Source organism: Qipengyuania aquimaris, from assembly GCF_009827445.1.
GTDB classification, from domain to species: Bacteria; Pseudomonadota; Alphaproteobacteria; order Sphingomonadales; family Sphingomonadaceae; genus Qipengyuania; species Qipengyuania aquimaris.
On sequence record NZ_WTYI01000001.1, the window covers coordinates 619,673 to 637,415 of the forward strand.

Below are 17,743 nucleotides of genomic sequence, written 5' to 3' on the forward strand. Positions count from 1 at the left end.
CAGATCGATGTGTAATGATGTAAAGGAATTTACAAATGGCGGACGCCGCTCTCATGGCAGGACCGGCTATTCGTCGACTGCGTAAACGTGAAAACCTGACCCAGGCGGCCATGGCGACGCGGCTGGCGATCTCGCCGAGTTATCTCAACCTGATCGAACGCAACCAGCGTCCGGTGAGCGCCCGTGTTGTAATGGCATTGGTCGAGAAATTCGACTTCGATCCCCGCTCCCTTAGGGAGGATGAGGCGGTCGGTGGCCTCGATGGCCTTATGCGCCGGCTTGCCGATGAACGCTTCTCCGATCTCGATATCGACCGCGACGAGGCGGAGGAGTTCCTGTCCACTGCGCCCCAGGTCGCGGCGGCCTTCGCCCGGCTGTACGACAAGGCCGGTCCCGGTACCGATAAGCATGACGATGCCCTTGCGGCGTCGCGCCGGGAAATCGAACGGTGGCGCAACCACTTCGCCGACCTCGACCATTCGGCGGAAGGACTGGCGGATGAAATGCGGTTGTCGCGCGGAGACATCGGGCTGGCCTTGACCGAGCGACTGCGTGAGCGCCACCAGCTTTCGGTTCGTATCCTGCCTCGCGATGTGCTTCCGGAAAGCCTTAGCCGCTTGGACCTTCACGCAAGACAGATCCAGTTGTCGGAGATGCTCGGTCCGGCATCGCGCAATTTCCAGCTCGCGCTCAAGGTGGCGCAGTTGGAAAAGCGCGACGAGATCGAAGCGGTGGCTCAGGGCGCGGAGTTCGAGGATGAAGCCGCACGCGCCCTGTTCAGACGCCATCTCGAAGGCTATTTCGCGGCGGCTCTGCTGATGCCCTACGGCCGCTTCCTGCGCGCCTGCGAGGCGACAGGATATGATCTCCCCGTCCTGGAGCGGCGCTTTTCGGTGAGTTTCGAGCAATTGGCGCATCGTCTCACTACCCTTCAGCGAGTAGGGCAGCGGGGCTTGCCGTTCTTTATGGTTCGCATCGATCGGGCAGGCCAATTTTCCAAAAGCTTCATCGGCGCTAGCACCGCCCATTTTGCCAGCGCAGATGTGTCCTGTCCACTTTGGGACGCACACCGCGCATTCGAAACCGGTGGTGAGCTTGTCACGCAATTCGTAGCGCTGGAGCAGGCCGGAGAAGGTCAGGCGGGCGGATGGCTGACCATTATGCGTAGCGTAGAAGGCAGCGGAGCTCCGGGCGAAGCACGTTTTGTCGTGGCGATCGGAATTGAGGCAGTGCTAGCCGCCGACCTGGCGCAGGCGAGGGGATTGTCGCTCAATCCGGTGGATGCACAGCCGATCGGGCCTGGGTGCGCGGCCTGTCAAAGACAGAACTGCCGTCAGCGTTCGCTGCCTCCGCGCGGCAGGAAATTGCAGTTCGACCGGATGCGTCGCGGCAACACTCCGTTCGAATTCGGTGAGCGGTAACCATGATCCGGGGAACGGAGCTGAATTCTTGTGCGTTGGCGCCGCAGTAAAACATGGATGGGAAAGGATTTTTCCATGGCAGAAGAACGTATTACCGAAACGCGCACGCCCGACGGCAACACGCATACCACTCACACGGTCGTCACTGACCTACCGCGTCGCGGCGGCGGCTTTGGCTGGGTTATGGCTATCATTCTCCTGATTGCCGCAATCGCAGCAATCGTCGTTTTCACGCAGATGGGCGGAGCGGAAGTCGCCAAGGACGAAGCGATCACGGATGCTGCCAACCAGGTCGGCGAGGCAGCCGGACAAGTTGGAGACGCTGCACAAGAAGCCGGCGAAGCCGTGGGCGACGCCGTCAACAACTGACCAAATTGACAACTGAAACACGGCGGCGTCCCGGTAATTCGGCGCGCCGTTTTGTTTGCTGTAAAGTTTACCGACAGTTCACCAATGGCATGGTAAGGAAAGGTTTAACCAACCTTCGGGATATCGCCGCCTGCCATGATCAGAGTCTTCAAGCACTACATCCCCATTGAGGTGATGCTGCTATGCCTGTTCGACCTGCTCATGCTTGGTCTGGCAGGCGAGGCGGGCTGGAGGCTGCGGACTTTCCAGCTTTCCATCGATCCTGGGTCTTTCGCGGACAGAGCGGTTGCGATTGTCGGTTTCGCCCTGATCGTCTGGCTTGCCGCTATTGCCGTCGGAACATACACGCCGCTTGCCTTGCGCTCGATCCGCTTCGCCACGGCTCGGCTGTTTGTGGCCTTGGGTCTCGGCATGCTCACGATTTCCTTTGTAAATCTCGTCCTGCCCGGCACGGCACTTTGGCGTTCCATCCTGCTTTACGCGATGGCGATCGGTCTCGCCTTGTTGGTCGTGAATCGCATTGTCGCGACACGTGTGGTCGATGCCCAGACTTTCCGCCGGAGAATTCTGGTCCTCGGTGCTGGGCCGAGAGCTCGCAAGTTACTTGATTTATCGCATCGACCGGACAGCGGTTTTCGTGTCCTGGCATTCGTCGCGATGGGCAAGGGCGCATCCGAACGCATAGAAGGAGCAGTAGAACGCGACGAAATCGGCGACCTCGGAAAATATGTGCAGCGTATCGGTGCGCAGGAAGTCGTTCTGGCTATGCAGGAAAGACGTAATGCCTTGCCACTCAAGGACTTGGTGCGCGTGAAGACCAATGGCGTCGATGTCAGCGATCTCTCCGGATTTCTTGAACGCGAAACAGGCAAGCTGGATCTCGATACACTCAATCCGAGCTGGCTGATCTTTTCCGACGGTTTCATTGCCGGGCAGCGGATATCGGCCGTAGCGAAGCGGATATTCGATATCGTGGTGAGCCTTGCGGTCTTGCTGCTGACGCTGCCGTTGATCGTCCTGTTTGCAATCTTCGTGAAGCTGGAAAGCAAGGGGTCTGCGTTCTACCGGCAAGAGCGTGTCGGCCTCTACGGCCAGACCTTCCAGATACCCAAGCTGCGCTCCATGCGTCAGGATGCCGAGGCGGATGGGATAAAGTGGGCGGAAAAAGACGATCCGCGTATAACCCGGGTGGGCCGTTTCATCCGCATGGTGCGGATCGATGAATTGCCCCAGTTGTGGAGCGTGCTGAAGGGCGAAATGAGCTTCGTCGGCCCGCGTCCGGAGCGTCCGCAATTCGTGGCCGAACTCGATGAAAAACTTCCGTTCTATGCCGAAAGGCACATGGTCAAACCGGGCATCACCGGATGGGCGCAGATCAATTATCCCTATGGCGCCAGCATCGACGACGCCCGTGGCAAGCTGGAATACGACCTCTATTACGCGAAGAACTACTCGCCATTTCTCGATCTGCTGATCCTGCTGCAAACAGCTCGGGTCATCCTGTGGCCGGAGGGCGCGCGCTGATGACGTGGCTGGCAAACATCGGCTCGGTCAGCTTCCTGCTTGGCGCTCTGGTAAGCGGGCTTGCGGCCCTGTGGATCGCGCGTTCCGGCGCGGCCGAGCGTTCCGATCGCTGGGCTGCAGTGGCCGCCTTGGCCCTGACGGCAAACTGGTGCTTTGCCGCCGCCAGTTTCGGGGCGGAGCAGCCGATCGTCGCATTGACCGAAGTCGCAAAGAACCTGGCCTGGATTTACGTGTTGCTGCGGCTCTTCGCAAACGACGGGCGCGATGAGACCTTGCGGCTCGTGCGACCGGCAGCGATTGTCTTGGCGCTCGTGGAATCCTTCCAGATCGTCCTTGTCATGCTCGCCTTGCGCAACGCGAACGCTCCGAGCGCCGCGACGCTTATATTCGAAACTTCCGCAATCCTGAGAGCGCTGACGGTGGTCGGTGCTCTCGTGCTCCTGCATAACCTGTATGTCGGCGCTGCGCTCTCTTCGCGGCGCATCTTGCGCTGGAACGCTGCTGCTCTGGCGGGGATGTGGGCGTTCTCGCTCAATTTCTATACGTTAAGCTACCTCACCGGAGAGGTCCCGGTGGAACTGCAGGCCATTCGCGGTCTGGCTGCAGCAATCATCGCCGTGCCGTTCGCTGTCGGCTTCAATTCGAATGCGGCCGGCCTCGAGTTTCGCCCGTCCCGGACGCTAACCTTCCGCTCGCTCTCGCTGCTGGTCATCGGCGGGTATTTCATGCTCATGCTGTTGCTAGCGAACTCACTCGACATGCTGCGCGGCGATATCCGCGCGCTCACGCAGGTCGGGCTGATCCTGGCGGCAGGGGCTCTGGCGCTGATCTGGCTTCCTTCCCAGCGCGTGCGCGGCTGGTTGCGGGTGACCGCGGTCAAGCATCTCTTCAAGCACCGCTATGACTACCGCAACGAATGGATTCGTTTCACCAATACCATCGGTCGCACCGGATTTGATGAAACGACCCTGCAGGAGCGCGCGATCAAGGCGCTCGCGGATATTACCGATAGTCCGTGCGGGCTGCTGCTGTTGCCGGAAGATGACGGCGCGCTTGCTCTCGGTGCACAATGGAATTGGCCGGGTGCGGATCTACCGGCAAACGCCATGGATCCGGACCTCGCGGCGATTTTGGAGCGAGAAGGTCTGATAATCGATTTCGACGAAGTCAGGGCGGGCAAGGATCATCACGGGGAACTGGCCAATATGCCCGACTGGTCTTTCGAGGAACTGCGCGCCTGGGCGGCCGTGCCCCTGCTTCACTTCGATCGGCTCGTAGGCGTAGTCATCCTTGCCCGGCCCGCGATCGAGCGCGAATTGGACTGGGAAGATTTCGACCTTCTGAGCATCGTTGGCCGCCAGTTGGCCAGTTATCTCGCCGAGCAGAGCGGCCAGGCAGCGCTGTCCGAAGCCAGCCGCTTCGATGAATTCAATCGTCGCATGGCGTTTGTCATGCACGACATAAAGAACCTGTCGAGCCAGATGTCGCTGCTTCTCCGGAATGCCGAGAAGCACGCCGACAAACCCGAATTTCGCAAGGACATGCTGGTCACGCTCAAGAACAGCGCGGACAAGCTCAATCTCTTGCTTGCCCGGCTGGGAAGATACGGCACCGGTGCCCGCGAAGAAATGCAGCAGTTCGACCTCGCGGAAATCTCGCGCGAGGTTGCGGCCCGCTTCGAAGGCAGCCACCCGGTCAGACTGGCGCGGTGCGAAGCTGTCGAAGTGGTGGGCGATCGGGAAGGGCTGGAGCAGGCCCTTGTACACCTCGTCCAGAACGCGATCGATGCCAGCGACCCGGACATTCCTGTCATGATCGAAACCTTCAGTAACGGTATCAGCGGTCAATGCCAGGTCATCGACAACGGCAAGGGCATGAGCCCGGCTTTCGTTCGCAATGGTCTGTTCAAACCGTTTGTGTCGTCGAAGGAGGGTGGCTTCGGCATTGGCGCGTATGAAGCGCGTGAAATCATCCGGGCGATGGATGGACGCCTCGACGTGGAATCGCGTGAGGGGCTTGGTACGCGCTTCGCTGTCAGCCTGCCATTGCGCTCTGCCAAGGCCATTTACTCCGGCCCGAAAGATCTAATCGAGGAGACGGTCTGATGGCCGAGGACAAACGCAAGCTCTTGGTGGTGGAAGACGACGAGGGTCTCCAAGCCCAGCTCAAATGGGCTTACGAAGACTATGAAGTTCTGATCGCCGGCAACCGCGACCAGGCGCTCGCATTGCTGCGCTCGGAAGAGCCTTCAGTCGTTACGCTTGACCTGGGCCTGCCGCCGGATCCCGACGGTACGAGTGAAGGCTTTGCCGTGCTCGACGCGATCATGGAAATGAAGCCTGATACCAAGGTTGTCGTGGCCAGTGGCCATGGCGCACGCGAGAGCGCACTGCAGGCCATCGAGCGCGGGGCCTATGATTTCTACCAGAAGCCCGTCGACATCGAACAGCTGGGCATGATTGTGGATCGCGCCCATCGGCTACATACGATCGAGGCAGAAAACCGCCGCCTCGCCGAAAAAGTGGGCGAAGAGAAGACAGTGCTCGGCTCCATGATCACGGCGGCGCCCGAAATGGCCAAGGTCGCCCGTACGATCGAGCGGGTCGCGCCGACGAATGTATCGGTCATGTTGCTGGGTGCCAGCGGGACGGGCAAGGAATTGCTTGCAAAAGGCCTACATGAGTCCAGCGACCGCAAGCACGGCGCATTTATCGCCATCAATTGCGCTGCTATTCCGGAAAACCTGTTGGAGAGCGAGCTTTTCGGACACGAGAAAGGCGCCTTTACCGGCGCGGTGAAGACGAACGAAGGCAAGATCGAGCTCGCCGATGGCGGCACATTATTCCTCGATGAAGTCGGCGATATCCCGCTTCCGCTGCAGGTCAAACTGCTGCGCTTCCTGCAAGAGCGTGTCATCGAGCGGATCGGCGGACGCAAGGCAATCTCGGTGGATACAAGGATCGTTTGCGCGACGCACCAGAACCTGGAAGCCATGATCGCCGAGGGCAGTTTTCGCGAAGACCTGTTCTACCGTTTGGCCGAGATCGTCGTCAAAATCCCCTCGCTGACCGAACGCCCCGGTGACGCTGTGCTTCTGGCCAAGCATTTCCTCGCGAAATTCGCGGGCGAGATGAACTCGCGGGTCAAGGGCTTTACGCCCGACGCGCTGGCAGCGATCGACAGTTGGGGATGGCCGGGGAATGTGCGCGAGCTTGAGAACCGTGTGAAACGCGCGGTCATCATGGCCGATGGCAAATTGGTAAGCGCCGAAGACCTGGACATGGATGCCGACGAAGAGGACGGCGAGCTGGCGCTGAACCTGAAGCAGGCGCGCGAGGAAGCCGACCGGAGAATGATCCGAAAGGCGCTGGCAAGAACGCAGGGCAACATTTCCAATAGCGCCAAAATTCTCGGGATCAGCCGTCCCACGCTTTACGACCTTCTCAAGCAGTATGACCTTCAGGCGTAGCTTTCCGTTGCGCCTTGTCCTGGGGCTGACGGCGGCGTCTGCCATCCTTGCCTCATGTGCGGGCGAGGCGACGCCCGCCAATGATTTGCAACAGCTGCGAACGCAGATTGCCCGCGGAGATGCCGCCGCTGCAGAGCTCACCATCGACCGCTTGGTTGAAAACAAGGTGGAACGCGGCTCATTCTCTGCATTCGCGGGGGAGGCAACCCTGCTGCGCGGCGATCTGGTCGAGGCCCGCAAATGGCTGGCCGAAGGCGATTTTGACGACCGCAGCGCACCCCTGGGATACAGGTTGCTGGCCGAACTTGAGATGCGTGAGGATAATCTCGATGCAAGTGCCCAAGCTCTGGCCAAGGCGCGGGAAGCGGCCCCCGACGATCCGCGCGTTTGGGTGGCAATCGGTCGGCTTCGCTACCGCCTCGGAAATCATCTCGCCGCTATCGAAGCTGCTGGCCGAGCAGTCGAATTGGGCCCGGACGACGCTGAGGCCTTGCGCTTTCGTGGGCAGCTCGCACGTGACATCGAGGGCATTCTGCCTGCGGTCGATTGGTTCGCCTCGGCAATCAAGAGTGCCGGTGACGTTCCTGACTTGAGGCTCGAATATGCCGCCACCCTTCTCGACGCGGGCGAGTTCGAAGAGGCTCAGGCCATCCTATCGCAGACCGATGACCCGTACCTCAGGGCAGTCGCATTGGCGCGCACATCGAAGTTTTTCGCGGCCCGTGAAGCACTTGAGCTGACTGCCAAGGAAGATCGGGAAACCGCCGCTGCACGGCTGCTCTCGGCTATTATCGATGTGGAGCTGGGCAATCTCGAAAGTGCAGCTCAAACTCTGGACCAACTCGCTCGCCAGCAACCTGCAAATCGCCGGGTTCGCGACTTGCTTGCCTATGTTCTGTCTCGCAACGGCAACCAAGAGGAGCTGATCTTCCGTTTCGCCGACGAAGCGCGCGGCCCGCATGGCTCGCCTTGGCTACGCACGCTGGTCGGGCGCGCGTTCGAGGCGCAGGACAACCGTGAGGAAGCGGCCGAATTTCTCGACCTTGCGGCCTCGGATCAGTCGGCGCTCAGCCTGATCGACGGAGACGACGCAAGAGCAGCAGGGAAAGGTGCTTTCGCGACGCGCAACAGCATTCGCGCAGCCTTGTCGGCAGGCAATGTCGATCGGGCAATCCAGGAGGCACGGCGTTTTTCGGAAGAGTACCCGCAATCGGTCGACGCTGCATCGCTTTTGGGAGATGCGCTTCTGATGCGTTCCGATCCGGTTGAGGCGCGCAAGGCATATCAGCGCGCCGCGCAAATGCGCCGCAGCTGGCCTCTCCTGCTTCGAATGGCTGCTATTCTCGACCGCTCCGAGGCAGCGCGGCTCGTCGCCGAATATGCCGCAGCAAACCCGCTTAATGGAGAGGCCGCGGCAATGGCTGCCGATGGCTACGCAGCGGCCGGTCAATGGCGTGAGGCGGCGGCCTCGCTCGATCGCGCGATGGAGAACGGGATGCGGGATGTCCCATGGGTCCTTGCCGCGCGTAGCGTGGCTGCGCGGGAATTGGGCGAGGGCGATGGGGTCGATCAGTTGGATTGGGCAATCGAAGCCTACGAAACGCAGCGGATGAGCCAGCCGGCGATTGCGGCGCTGCTTTCGGCGCTGCCGGAAGAGGACCTCCAATTGCGCTCGGAGCTGGCCGCCAAGCTGCAAGCGCTAGCTGGGAACTAGACAGGATTGCCGCGGCGCGGCAGTGCGACAGGCAATGGCAATTCGCGCGATCACCAGGGATCCGATGTTACGGCTCTTGCTCTTGGCAATGGTGCTTGCAGCGCTTTTGCCTGCGACAGGATATTGGCGCGGTGTCGCCCAGATGACCGCAAACGCCGGCATTTTCGCGCTCTTCCTCGCCAACGGGATGCGTATTCCGCGCGCAGAGATAGCTTCTGGCATCGCAAACTGGCGCTTCTTCCTGCCGCTGGCCTTGTGGATGTTCGGCGCGATGGCACTCGTCGGACTTGGGTTATCCCATGGAGGCCAAGCGATCGTACCTCCGTTGGTGGCGATCGGTTTTCTCTACCTTGGGGTCCTGCCCACGACTGTGCAATCGTCCACCTCCTACAGCTCGCTTGCACAGGGAAACGTGGCTCTCTCGGTGATTGCTGCGGCTTCCATGAGTATCCTCGGCGTGTTCATTTCCGTCCCGATTTTCCTGGCACTTGGCGGCAGCGGAGAGGGGATGGTGGGGAGCGATGCGCTGATAAAGATCATCCTAATCCTGATCCTGCCCTTCGCAATCGGCCAAATCTTGCAGCGCCGGACCGCGACCTTCATCGCGCGGCAGAAGGCACGGATCGTCTGGCTCGACCGGCTTGTTATCGCCTTTGCTGTTTACGTCGCTTTCTCGGGCGCAGTCGAACAGGGCATCTGGGAAAGGATCGACGCGGCAGAATGGGCAGCCACTCTCGCTCTCGTAGCGATTTTCCTAGTGGTCGCTCATGCCGGAGCCTGGCTTGCGTCCGCAGCGCTGTCTCTGGCGCGCCAGGACCGGATTGCTTTTCTTTTCGCAGGTGCGCAGAAATCCGCAGCGATCGGAGCGCCGCTTGCAACCGTCCTGTTCGAGCCGGCAGCAGCAGGCTTTATCGTCCTGCCGCTGCTGCTCTACCATTTCTTCCAGCTAGTGCTGGCCGCGCCGCTCGCTACTCGGCTGGCAGCTCGGTCCGCTCTTCGCCCGGATGCTTCCGGTTATGACGCACCGACCACCAGAAGCTGAGCCCGATCAGCACTGCGCCAAGCAGGCCCGTGATCGTCTCCGGAATATGCCAGCGCGCTGACAGCAGCATGATGATGCCGAGCACGATGATGGCCCAGAAGGCGCCGTGTTCGAGGTAGCGGTACTGGGCCAGCGTACCCGTGCGCACGAGATGGATCGTCATCGAACGCACGAACATCGCACCGACCGACAGGCCGAGCGCAATGATGATCATGTTGTTCGAGAGGGCGAATGCGCCGATCACTCCATCGAAGCTGAAACTGGCGTCCAGCACTTCGAGGTAGAGGAATCCGCCAAGGCCCGATTTCACGATCTCGCCAGCGGCTTTCTTGCGGGCTTCGCGTGCCTCGATGATGGCGGCAATGGCGTGGACTGCGATAAAGGTGACGAGGCCGAGGATCGCCGCAGTCAGGAACACGATCGCATCGTCCGGTGCCAGCATAGTGGAGACGAAATAGACGAGGATGAGGACGAGGCCGATCTCCACTGCGGGCACGTTGGAGAATTTGTTGATCGTACGCTCCAGCACCGCGATCCAGTGGATCTCCTTGTCCTCTTCGAAGAAGAAGGTCAGCCCGACCATGGCAAGGAATGCGCCGCCGAAACCAGCAATGCCGATATGGGCATCGGAGACCAGTCGTTCGTATTCCTTCGGATCGTTCAACGACAGGTTGATCGCCTCCATGGGGCCGATCTTGGCCGCAATTGCCACAATCGCGATCGGAAAGACGATCCGCATGCCGAAGACGGCGATCAATATGCCGATGGTCAGGAAGCGCTGCTGCCAGACCGGGTCCATATCGCGCAGGACGGTGGCGTTCACGACCGCGTTATCGAAACTGAGCGATACCTCCAGTATCGACAGGACGAGCACGATCCACAGGATGCCGAGGGTCGCGGAGATCGAGCCCGTGCTGGTCCATCCGTACCAGCCCGCGAGAGCGAAACAGATCGCCGTGAAGACGAGCGAGAATGTGTAGTACTTGCGGAGCGTTTCCATCGATTTTTTGAGGTCCTTAGCCCTTCTTGGGCTGGTAAGTCTGATCTGCTGAGGGGAAGCTGCGTTCGCGCACTTCCTCTGCATATTGTGCGACCGTGCGGTCGATCACTTCAGCGATATTTTCGTATTTTTTCACGAAGCGCGGGACGCGCTCGAACATGCCGAGCATGTCTTCGGTTACCAGCACCTGTCCATCGCACTGCGCCGAGGCGCCGATCCCGATGGTGGGGCAGGAGACTGCCTTGGTGGCCTCGATGGCGATGGGTTCAAGCACGCCCTCTAGAACGATGGCGAATGCGCCAGCCTCATCCAGCGCCTTGGCGTCTCCGACGATCTTCTTCGCCTCCGCATCGTCGCGTCCGCGGGCCATGTAGCCGCCAAGGACGTTGACCGCCTGCGGGGTCAGGCCGACATGTCCCATTACGGGAATGCCGCGCTGGTTCAGGAATGCGACCGTTTCCGCCATCTGCTCCCCTCCTTCCAGCTTCACCGCTGCCGCACCGCTTTCCTTGAGCAGGCGAGAGGCGCTTTCGAATGCCTGTTCCTTCGAGGCTTCGTAGGATCCGAACGGCATGTCGACGACGACCACTGCGTGATAGCTGCCGCGAACGACCGCTGCGGCATGGTTGGCCATCATGTCGAGCGTAACGGGAATGGTGGACGGCAGGCCGTAGATCACCTGCGCCAGCGAATCTCCCACCAGTAGGATGTCGCAATGCGCATCGAGCAATTGCGCCTGACGGGCCGTGTAAGCCGTCAGCATGACCAGCGGCTGCTTGGTTTCGCCGTCGGCCTTGTGCGCGCGAATCTTCGGCACCGTGAGCCTTTTCATCGGCTGCGGGGTAGGGTTCGCGCGGCTGGTGCTCGTATCGAGCTGGAAAGTGGTCGACATATGCGTCCCGTAGCAAGTGCTGGGAAGAAGGCAAAGCAACGCTTGGACAGCGACAGGTTTCCGTGCTTTAAGCCCACCCCGAGGAGCGGCACGGGAGAGCGCCGCTGGACACAAGGGAATCTAACGACACATGGTCGCTACTTCGCAAACTACGGGCGAGGGTTGGTCCTCGCGCAGCGCATTCATTCTGGCAGCCGTGGGTGCGGCCGTCGGTCTCGGCAATATCTGGCGTTTCCCGACGCTAGCCGGCGAAAGCGGGGGCGGAGCCTTCGTCATATTCTATATCGCCTGCGTTTTCCTGCTCGGTCTGCCGCTGGTTCTGGCTGAAATCTTCATCGGACGCGTCGGCCAGACCGATGCCGTCGGTTCGATCCGCAAGGTTTCGCAGGAATCGAAAGCTTCGCCGAGCTGGTCGATCTTCGGCGGTGTGGGCGCGATTGCGGCTTTCCTCATCGTTTCGTTCTACTCGGTCGTGGCCGGGTGGGTGCTCTATTACGCGGGCGTCATGGGCCTCGACCTCATCCAGGCTATCGGCGCGGGTGAACCGTTCCGCGGTGCGCTGGCGGGCGAAAGCCAGGAGCAGATCCAGCAGCGTCTCGGCGATATGTTCGCCAGCCCGAGCCTGCTTCTTGCCATGCATTTCGCCTTCATGGGCCTGACCCTCTACATCGTCGCACGCGGCGTCAGCTCGGGAATCGAGAAGGCGGCGACCTACCTGATGCCAATGTTCTTCGTGTTGCTGGTGGGTCTCGTGATCTATGGCGCGATCGAGGGCGAAATCGGCGATGCCATGGCGTTCCTGTTTACCCCCGATTGGTCGAAACTGACCCCGCAGGTGATGAATAGCGCACTGGGGCAGGCTCTCTTCTCGCTATCCCTGGGTGTCGCAGGTCTGATCACTTACGGTTCCTACATCAAGGAAAAGAGTAATCTGGGCAGTACCGCGGCGATGATTGCGGTCGCCGACACCAGCGTGGCGCTTCTGGCCGGTCTGATGATCTTCCCGATCGTCTTTGCAGTCGGCCTCGATCCTGCAGCTGGTCCGACGCTTGTTTTCCAGACGCTGCCCTTCGCATTCCAGACGATGCCGGGTGGTGCGCTGTTCGGGTTCCTGTTCTTCGTCCTGATCCTCGTGGCGGCAGTGACGAGCTCGATCTCTCTGCTCGAGGTGCCGACCGCATGGGGCATCGGCGAGCGTGGATGGAGCCGGACGAAGTCGGCGCTGATCTTCGGCATTGGCGCATTCCTGATCGGTATCCTGTGCCTGCTCGGCTACAACGTGTTGTCGGATGTCCGCCCGCTCGGTTTCTGGTCGCTGTTCGAGAATACCGACATCCTCGATACGGTTGACGGGTTTACCGGCAAGGTGATGCTGCCGGTCGGCGCCTTGCTGACCTCGCTCTTCATCGGCTGGAAGGCGGACACTAATCTGCTGCGTACCACCACTGGCCTTTCGCCGCTGGCGTTCAATATCTGGCGCTTCCTGCTTGCCTGGCTGTGCCCGCTTGCAGTGACGGTTATCCTCGTAACCGGCCTGTTCCCCAGTATCCTGGGGTCCTGACGCAAAAAGGGCCGCCTTTGCGGGCGGCCCTTCTACGTTTTCGATATCGTCCGACTTAGAGGTCGACCTTGTCCACGTGGCGTTCTTCCGCCTCGTCATGGACGTTCATTCCCAGCGCCATCTTGGCGGTGTTGAGAAGACCAAGGTCGCCGCTCCAGATTTCGGCATCGCCGAGATCCATGCGCAGGAACAGGATGTCGGGATCGTCCTTGCCGCCATCGTACCAGGCTTCGACGAAGTTGTTCCAGAAGTGGTCGAAGCGTTCCTTGCTGGTTTCGACCGAGAGCGTGCCGTCGAAACGGGCGAACATGTCGTGGTCCTTGCCGGCGAAGCTTGCCGTGACCTTGCCGAGCTGGGCGAAGGTCGAGTTCTTCTGGGTGAAGAACCAGATCGAGCTGTTGGCGTCCTTGTCGAGCTGGGCGGTCATCGGCACCGCAGTGTCGGAGCGACCGTCGAGTTCGAGGAAGACGAACGGCGAATCGGACATGGCGAGCCAGAACTTCTTCTTGAGCGCGTCGGGATTGCCTTCGGAATATTTCATGAGTGACCTCTCGTGTTTGCGTTTGCCTATTCTACGCTTGGGGGAGGTCCTGCGTTCCACGAGGCGCGTCGGAGCGAAGCCGTGAAGGGATGAATTGCGCAATCGGCGATATTGGAACATAATAAGAACAAGCGAGTCGATTCTCTCATGTCCCATGCCGATCTTTCCTCCCTGCCGATAACGGCCTTCGAAGACGTTGCCGCGCTGTCCGCACGGCGCAGCGTGCGCTGGCGTTCGGGGCTTGCCGCAGTGCAGGGTGCGGCTCACCACACCGAAGTGTTCACCGCTTCGGGCGACGCGGCGGGGGCAGGGGTGGCGCTGGCATTGGCGCTCGACGATTTGCGGCACCTGCCGCGTGGCGATGGCAGCGAAGCAGACGACCGGCGCAACGTGCTGTGGGTGCAAGCCCGCGATGCGGCGCGCCTGAGCGGGCGCCCCTATCGCGCCGGCCTTCCGCAAAGCCTGCAATCGCGGCTCGTCCATGTGCTGGCCGAGAAGGCCGAGGATGCGCTCTTCGCTCTCGAGGAAGGGCTGCGCTGTCGCGATTTCGCATTCGTGATCGGCGAGATGGCTGGCAATGCCAAGGCGCTCGATTTCACCGCCTCGCGCCGCTTGACGCTGACGAGCGAGAGGCACGGCATCCCGCTGTTCCTCGTACGGATCGACGCCGCGCACGACCTGTCGTCTGCCCGGATGCGCTGGGAAGTGGCCAGCGCGCCGTCTTCTGCGCCTGAATGGAATGCGCAGGCTCCCGGCGATCCGGCTTGGAAGGCGGAGCTTTTCCGCGCGCGTTCCCATGCCCCGGGCACATGGACGCTGAGTGGCGGAGAAACTTCGCTAACCGCCAGCAAGGCGCGTGAAGACACCGATCGCGCGGTGGCGGGCTGGACGGCCGGGTTGCAGCATCGCCGCTCGCCCCGTGCCCGATGAGCGCGAATACGCCGGATGCCGTATCTTCCCGCCGCATCCTCTCGATCTGGCTGCCCGCTATGGCCATGGATCGCTGGCGAAACGCCGGGGACGAGGACCGCCGCTCGCTCGACAGCCGGCCGCTGGTCCTGATCGCCGATACCGCGCACGGACCGCGCATCGAGGCGGCGAACCGCGCAGGCATGGTGGCAGGCGCCCGGCGCGGCATGATGCTGGCCGACGCGCGGACCCTGTGCCCCGACATCGTCACCGCGCCGAGCGATCCGGCAGGCGATCTCGCCTTTCTTGAGAAACTGGCGATCTGGGCGCGGCGTTGGGGGCCGTGGTCCGCCATGGATGCGCCCGACGGCCTGCTGGTCGACGTTACCGCCGTCCCGCACCTGTTCGGCGGCGAGGAGAAGCTGGTCGCCGATGTCGAGGCGGCATTCGCGCGGCGCGAGCTTGGCCTGCGCTGTGCCATCGCCCCCACAGCAGGTGCGGCCTGGGCGCTGTCGCACTTCGGCCCGCAAGGCGCGATCCTTGAGGGGCAGGGCGATTTCGAGGCCCGGCTGGCGGACCTGCCTGTCGCAGCGCTACGGCTCGACGACGATGTGCTCACGGTCCTGCGGCGGCTCGGCCTCAAGCGGCTGGGTGACCTCACCGGCATCGAGAGCGGAGGCAGCGGGCGCGATGCCATCCAGCGCCGCTTTCGCAACCGCAAGTCGCCTGCCGCCAACCCGCTTATCCGTCTCGACCAGATCCTCGGCCGGGTGCCGGAGCCCTTGCTGCCCGTGGTCCCGCAGCACATGCCCCTGGTCCAGCGCCGCCTGATGGAGCCGATCCGCCACCGCCAGCTGCTGGACAAGGTCGTCGAAGACCTCGCGCAGGACATGGCGCGCGAACTGGAAGGACGAGGCGAAGGGGCAAGGCGGCTCGAACTGGGGCTGTGGCGTGTCGATGGCGAAGTCGTCGTGCGCCGCCTGGAAATGGCCTCTGCCACGCGCGAAGCGGCGCATATATGCCGCCTCTTCGCCGCGCGGCTGGACGATGTCGATGCGGGTTTCGGGATCGAGATGCTGCGCCTGCGCGCCAGCTGGGCGGAACCGTTGGCGCTGGAGCAGGGCGATATCGAGGCGGCGGCCGAAACGCATGGTACATCGCTGTCTGCCTGCATCGACCGGCTAACCGTACGGCTGGGGACGAGGGCGGTCAGCCGTCCCGTTGCCTTTGCCAGCCATATTCCCGAACGCGCGCAGCGCTGGCAGCCCCCGCTGGATCCGGAACCTGCTTCACAAGGAGAATTGGCTTTCCATAAGAGGCCGTTGAAATTGCTCGACAAGCCGGAAAGGATTTCGGTGCTCTATGCAACGCCCGACGGCTATCCCAAGCGCTTTCGCTGGCGGGGCGGCGTGCATGAGGTCACGCGCGTCGAAGGGCCCGAACGGATCGCGCCGGAATGGTGGCGCGAACGCAGCAGCACGCGACTGCGGGACTATTACCGGATCGAGGACGACCGCGGCCGCCGGTACTGGATCTACCGGCTCGGCATCGTGGGGGACGGGCGCGGCGGTGCACCCGACTGGTATCTGCAGGGATTGTGCGCCTAGGCGGGCTCGGCTGCGGCTTCTTCGCCAGCTTCTTCCTCATCCGGGACCACGGCCTCTTCAGGTCCGTGCTGGAGCTCTGAAAGCTCAGGGGTGAGCGCGCTGGTCCTGCAGACCTGTTCACCCGCCACGATCGTCGCTGCAATGCGGGACTGTTCCATCGCCTCGGGTGTGTTGTTGAAGGTCGGCACGACCGCCTGCGGCGCGATGCACTTGCGCACTTCGCGGCCGTCATCCTCGCCCGCGGTGTCAGCGTCTTGTGCGAAGGATGGCGAAGCCAGCAGGGCCAGGCCGGACAGGTACAGGGCAGCACGCATGAAAATCTCCTATGCGCACCTTCTACTGCCAGGCGCTTTCGCCTGCCTGAACCGTCAGGCGTCCGACACCAGCGACGCCCTGCGCGAGCGCTTCTGGCCGAGCGGTATCTTGCCGAAATTGGCCACGGGACCGGTCTGGACTTCAACCTGTTCGACGGTCTCTTCGACGACGTGCATGGGAACCGGACGTTCGAAAATGATGCCGCAGCTCTTGTCGTTCGCCCAGACGATCTTGCCGAAATGTTCGTGCCCGTTCCACGAGAGCAGGCCCGACACGCCTTCAGCAGGTGGGTTGCTGGTTTCCAGCCGAGCCCCGGCGTCGGAAAGGTCGGACAGGCGCCCGACCCGATCACCGCCCAGCATCTTGAGCGTGGCGGGACAATCGACGGCATAGCGGGCCGTCGCTCGCCGTTCCTGCGGCGCTATGGCTTGCTTCCTGCGGAATAGCCCCACACATTTTCTCCCCTTGGTTCCGCCTTGTGCGTTGCAAAGGGTAAATGTCGCGCTTCCCGACAGGATTACCGCGCCATTAGGAAACGGGCCGAAAGCGGCAAGCTTCCGACCCGTTTCAAGAAGTTATTCGCCGTTATTCGGGTGCGACGAGGAGGCGCGTTCCCAGCGGCTGGATCGATCGTGCGGAGGGGCCGAGGTTGGCTTCCATTGCCGCGATCTGCTCGGCGCTGGCAGTCATCACTTCGTCGGCCACATGCCAGTTCACGCCTTCGCTGCACGGCGGCGTGGTGAGCGAGCCCATGTAGCGATAGATGCCGGTATCTTCGGGCACCATGTCGTTCACGTCGAATTCGACTGCGGCGCCCTTGCCGGCACCGACACCTGCCACGATGGTCTCAAGCGCGGGGTTGGCATCGCCTTCTTCAAACATGACGCCGAGGACGCCCAATTCGCCGCTTTCGGTGGCGTGGACGAAGTGAGCAACGAGGGGATAGCGCTTGCCGCTGATCGCATGCTCCGACGGTGTGTGGAAGTGAACCTGGATCAGGGCGAATTCCTTGCCACCCGAGTTCATTCCGAGGCCGGCGGGAAAGTCCACCTGGACCTTTTCGGTGCCGAGCGCGATCGTGCCGCTGGTTTCGCCGAAACTGGTTTCCAGCGCCACATCGCCGCGTGCATTGGCTGCGCCGAGATCGATGGGCGACTGGTGCAAGCCCGCATCGCACAGGGCGTAGGCCGCATTCACGGTGGCCCAGCGTTCGGGGGAAACACCGTCACCGAAATTCCAGTCTTTTTCCTGCGCTGCGAGAGGTGTCGCGGCAAGACCGATCAGGGCGAGGGAAGCTAGATATTTCATTGCATACTCCAGACTGTCGACCAGAAGGTCGCTGATGTAGGTATGCCGACGATGCCTTTGTGTTTTGTGAC

The 17,743-nt window shown here is 61.8% G+C and carries 16 protein-coding genes; 10 read left to right on the plus strand and 6 right to left on the minus strand.

Annotated elements, in window-relative coordinates; all coding sequences use genetic code 11:
* Positions 1-35 precede the first annotated feature (35 nt).
* From GRI34_RS03025 to GRI34_RS03055, 7 genes are all read left to right on the plus strand, one after another.
* A complete protein-coding gene (locus tag GRI34_RS03025) occupies positions 36-1,421 on the plus strand; it encodes a helix-turn-helix domain-containing protein (protein WP_160594675.1) in 1,386 nt (461 codons plus the stop codon).
* A gap of 75 nt (positions 1,422-1,496) precedes the next feature.
* On the plus strand, positions 1,497-1,790 hold the full coding sequence (locus GRI34_RS03030; protein WP_160594676.1) for a hypothetical protein: 294 nt from the start codon (positions 1,497-1,499) through the stop codon (positions 1,788-1,790).
* Between the two features lie 135 nt (positions 1,791-1,925).
* Complete coding sequence (locus GRI34_RS03035) at positions 1,926-3,314, plus strand: TIGR03013 family XrtA/PEP-CTERM system glycosyltransferase (protein WP_160594677.1); 1,389 nt, start codon at positions 1,926-1,928, stop codon at positions 3,312-3,314.
* Positions 3,314-5,419 carry an XrtA/PEP-CTERM system histidine kinase PrsK gene (prsK, locus tag GRI34_RS03040; RefSeq protein ID WP_160594678.1) on the plus strand — a complete coding sequence of 702 codons (2,106 nt, stop codon included), beginning with the start codon at positions 3,314-3,316 and terminating at the stop codon, positions 5,417-5,419. Before GRI34_RS03035 ends, prsK begins: the two co-directional genes overlap by 1 nt.
* Entirely contained in the window at positions 5,419-6,783 is a 1,365-nt protein-coding gene (prsR, locus tag GRI34_RS03045) for a PEP-CTERM-box response regulator transcription factor (protein WP_160594679.1), read from the plus strand. Before prsK ends, prsR begins: the two co-directional genes overlap by 1 nt.
* 85 nt (positions 6,784-6,868) lie before the next feature.
* Positions 6,869-8,497: a tetratricopeptide repeat protein gene (locus GRI34_RS03050; protein ID WP_160594680.1), complete on the plus strand. Its 1,629-nt coding sequence runs from the start codon at positions 6,869-6,871 to the stop codon at positions 8,495-8,497.
* Between the two features lie 88 nt (positions 8,498-8,585).
* On the plus strand, positions 8,586-9,539 hold the full coding sequence (locus tag GRI34_RS03055) for a bile acid:sodium symporter family protein (protein WP_234028247.1): 954 nt from the start codon (positions 8,586-8,588) through the stop codon (positions 9,537-9,539).
* On the opposite strand, the gene GRI34_RS03060 is transcribed toward GRI34_RS03055, so the two are convergent.
* Both GRI34_RS03060 and panB read right to left on the minus strand, forming a co-directional pair.
* Entirely contained in the window at positions 9,466-10,539 is a 1,074-nt protein-coding gene (locus GRI34_RS03060; RefSeq protein WP_090479938.1) for a DUF475 domain-containing protein, read from the minus strand. The two genes, GRI34_RS03055 and GRI34_RS03060, sit on opposite strands and share 74 nt — an antisense overlap.
* Before the next feature lie 16 nt (positions 10,540-10,555).
* The gene (panB, locus tag GRI34_RS03065) at positions 10,556-11,431 is read right to left on the minus strand and encodes a 3-methyl-2-oxobutanoate hydroxymethyltransferase (RefSeq protein ID WP_160594682.1); all 876 of its coding nucleotides are present in this window, start codon (positions 11,429-11,431) and stop codon (positions 10,556-10,558) included.
* 130 nt (positions 11,432-11,561) lie between these two features.
* Between panB and GRI34_RS03070 the strand changes: the two genes are divergently transcribed.
* Positions 11,562-12,992 (plus strand): sodium-dependent transporter, encoded by a 1,431-nt coding sequence (locus GRI34_RS03070; RefSeq protein WP_160594683.1) that lies wholly within the window; start codon positions 11,562-11,564, stop codon positions 12,990-12,992.
* A 55-nt stretch (positions 12,993-13,047) separates the two neighbouring features.
* Here the strand turns inward: GRI34_RS03070 and GRI34_RS03075 are convergent, their stop codons facing one another.
* On the minus strand, positions 13,048-13,533 hold the full coding sequence (locus tag GRI34_RS03075) for a pyridoxamine 5'-phosphate oxidase family protein (RefSeq protein WP_160594684.1): 486 nt from the start codon (positions 13,531-13,533) through the stop codon (positions 13,048-13,050).
* A gap of 147 nt (positions 13,534-13,680) precedes the next feature.
* Here GRI34_RS03075 and GRI34_RS03080 point away from each other — a divergent pair, with 147 nt between their 5' ends.
* Complete coding sequence (locus GRI34_RS03080) at positions 13,681-14,463, plus strand: hypothetical protein (protein ID WP_160594685.1); 783 nt, start codon at positions 13,681-13,683, stop codon at positions 14,461-14,463.
* Positions 14,460-16,049: a Y-family DNA polymerase gene (locus tag GRI34_RS03085; RefSeq protein WP_160594686.1), complete on the plus strand. Its 1,590-nt coding sequence runs from the start codon at positions 14,460-14,462 to the stop codon at positions 16,047-16,049. The genes GRI34_RS03080 and GRI34_RS03085 overlap by 4 nt, the downstream gene beginning before the upstream one ends.
* Here GRI34_RS03085 and GRI34_RS03090 read toward each other — a convergent pair.
* The 3 genes from GRI34_RS03090 to GRI34_RS03100 form a co-directional block, all read right to left on the minus strand.
* Entirely contained in the window at positions 16,046-16,363 is a 318-nt protein-coding gene (locus GRI34_RS03090) for a hypothetical protein (protein WP_160594687.1), read from the minus strand. The two genes, GRI34_RS03085 and GRI34_RS03090, sit on opposite strands and share 4 nt — an antisense overlap.
* A gap of 54 nt (positions 16,364-16,417) precedes the next feature.
* Complete coding sequence (locus tag GRI34_RS03095; RefSeq protein WP_160594688.1) at positions 16,418-16,816, minus strand: PilZ domain-containing protein; 399 nt, start codon at positions 16,814-16,816, stop codon at positions 16,418-16,420.
* 133 nt (positions 16,817-16,949) lie between these two features.
* On the minus strand, positions 16,950-17,672 hold the full coding sequence (locus tag GRI34_RS03100) for a carbonic anhydrase (protein WP_160594689.1): 723 nt from the start codon (positions 17,670-17,672) through the stop codon (positions 16,950-16,952).
* Between the last annotated feature and the right edge of the window lie 71 nt (positions 17,673-17,743).

Excerpts from the sequence above, each read along its gene's own strand:
- GRI34_RS03085 (WP_160594686.1), top strand. The coding sequence starts at position 14,460 with ATGAGCGCGAATACGCCGGATGCCGTATCTTCCCGCCGCATCCTCTCG.
- GRI34_RS03070 (WP_160594683.1), top strand. The coding sequence starts at position 11,562 with ATGGTCGCTACTTCGCAAACTACGGGCGAGGGTTGGTCCTCGCGCAGC.
- prsR (WP_160594679.1), top strand. The coding sequence starts at position 5,419 with ATGGCCGAGGACAAACGCAAGCTCTTGGTGGTGGAAGACGACGAGGGT.
- GRI34_RS03080 (WP_160594685.1), top strand. The coding sequence starts at position 13,681 with ATGTCCCATGCCGATCTTTCCTCCCTGCCGATAACGGCCTTCGAAGAC.
- GRI34_RS03035 (WP_160594677.1), top strand. The coding sequence starts at position 1,926 with ATGATCAGAGTCTTCAAGCACTACATCCCCATTGAGGTGATGCTGCTA.
- GRI34_RS03055 (WP_234028247.1), top strand. The coding sequence starts at position 8,586 with ATGGTGCTTGCAGCGCTTTTGCCTGCGACAGGATATTGGCGCGGTGTC.
- GRI34_RS03030 (WP_160594676.1), top strand. The coding sequence starts at position 1,497 with ATGGCAGAAGAACGTATTACCGAAACGCGCACGCCCGACGGCAACACG.
- panB (WP_160594682.1), bottom strand. The coding sequence starts at position 11,431 with ATGTCGACCACTTTCCAGCTCGATACGAGCACCAGCCGCGCGAACCCT.
- GRI34_RS03075 (WP_160594684.1), bottom strand. The coding sequence starts at position 13,533 with ATGAAATATTCCGAAGGCAATCCCGACGCGCTCAAGAAGAAGTTCTGG.
- prsK (WP_160594678.1), top strand. The coding sequence starts at position 3,314 with ATGACGTGGCTGGCAAACATCGGCTCGGTCAGCTTCCTGCTTGGCGCT.
- GRI34_RS03090 (WP_160594687.1), bottom strand. The coding sequence starts at position 16,363 with ATGCGTGCTGCCCTGTACCTGTCCGGCCTGGCCCTGCTGGCTTCGCCA.
- GRI34_RS03100 (WP_160594689.1), bottom strand. The coding sequence starts at position 17,672 with ATGAAATATCTAGCTTCCCTCGCCCTGATCGGTCTTGCCGCGACACCT.
- GRI34_RS03060 (WP_090479938.1), bottom strand. The coding sequence starts at position 10,539 with ATGGAAACGCTCCGCAAGTACTACACATTCTCGCTCGTCTTCACGGCG.
- GRI34_RS03025 (WP_160594675.1), top strand. The coding sequence starts at position 36 with ATGGCGGACGCCGCTCTCATGGCAGGACCGGCTATTCGTCGACTGCGT.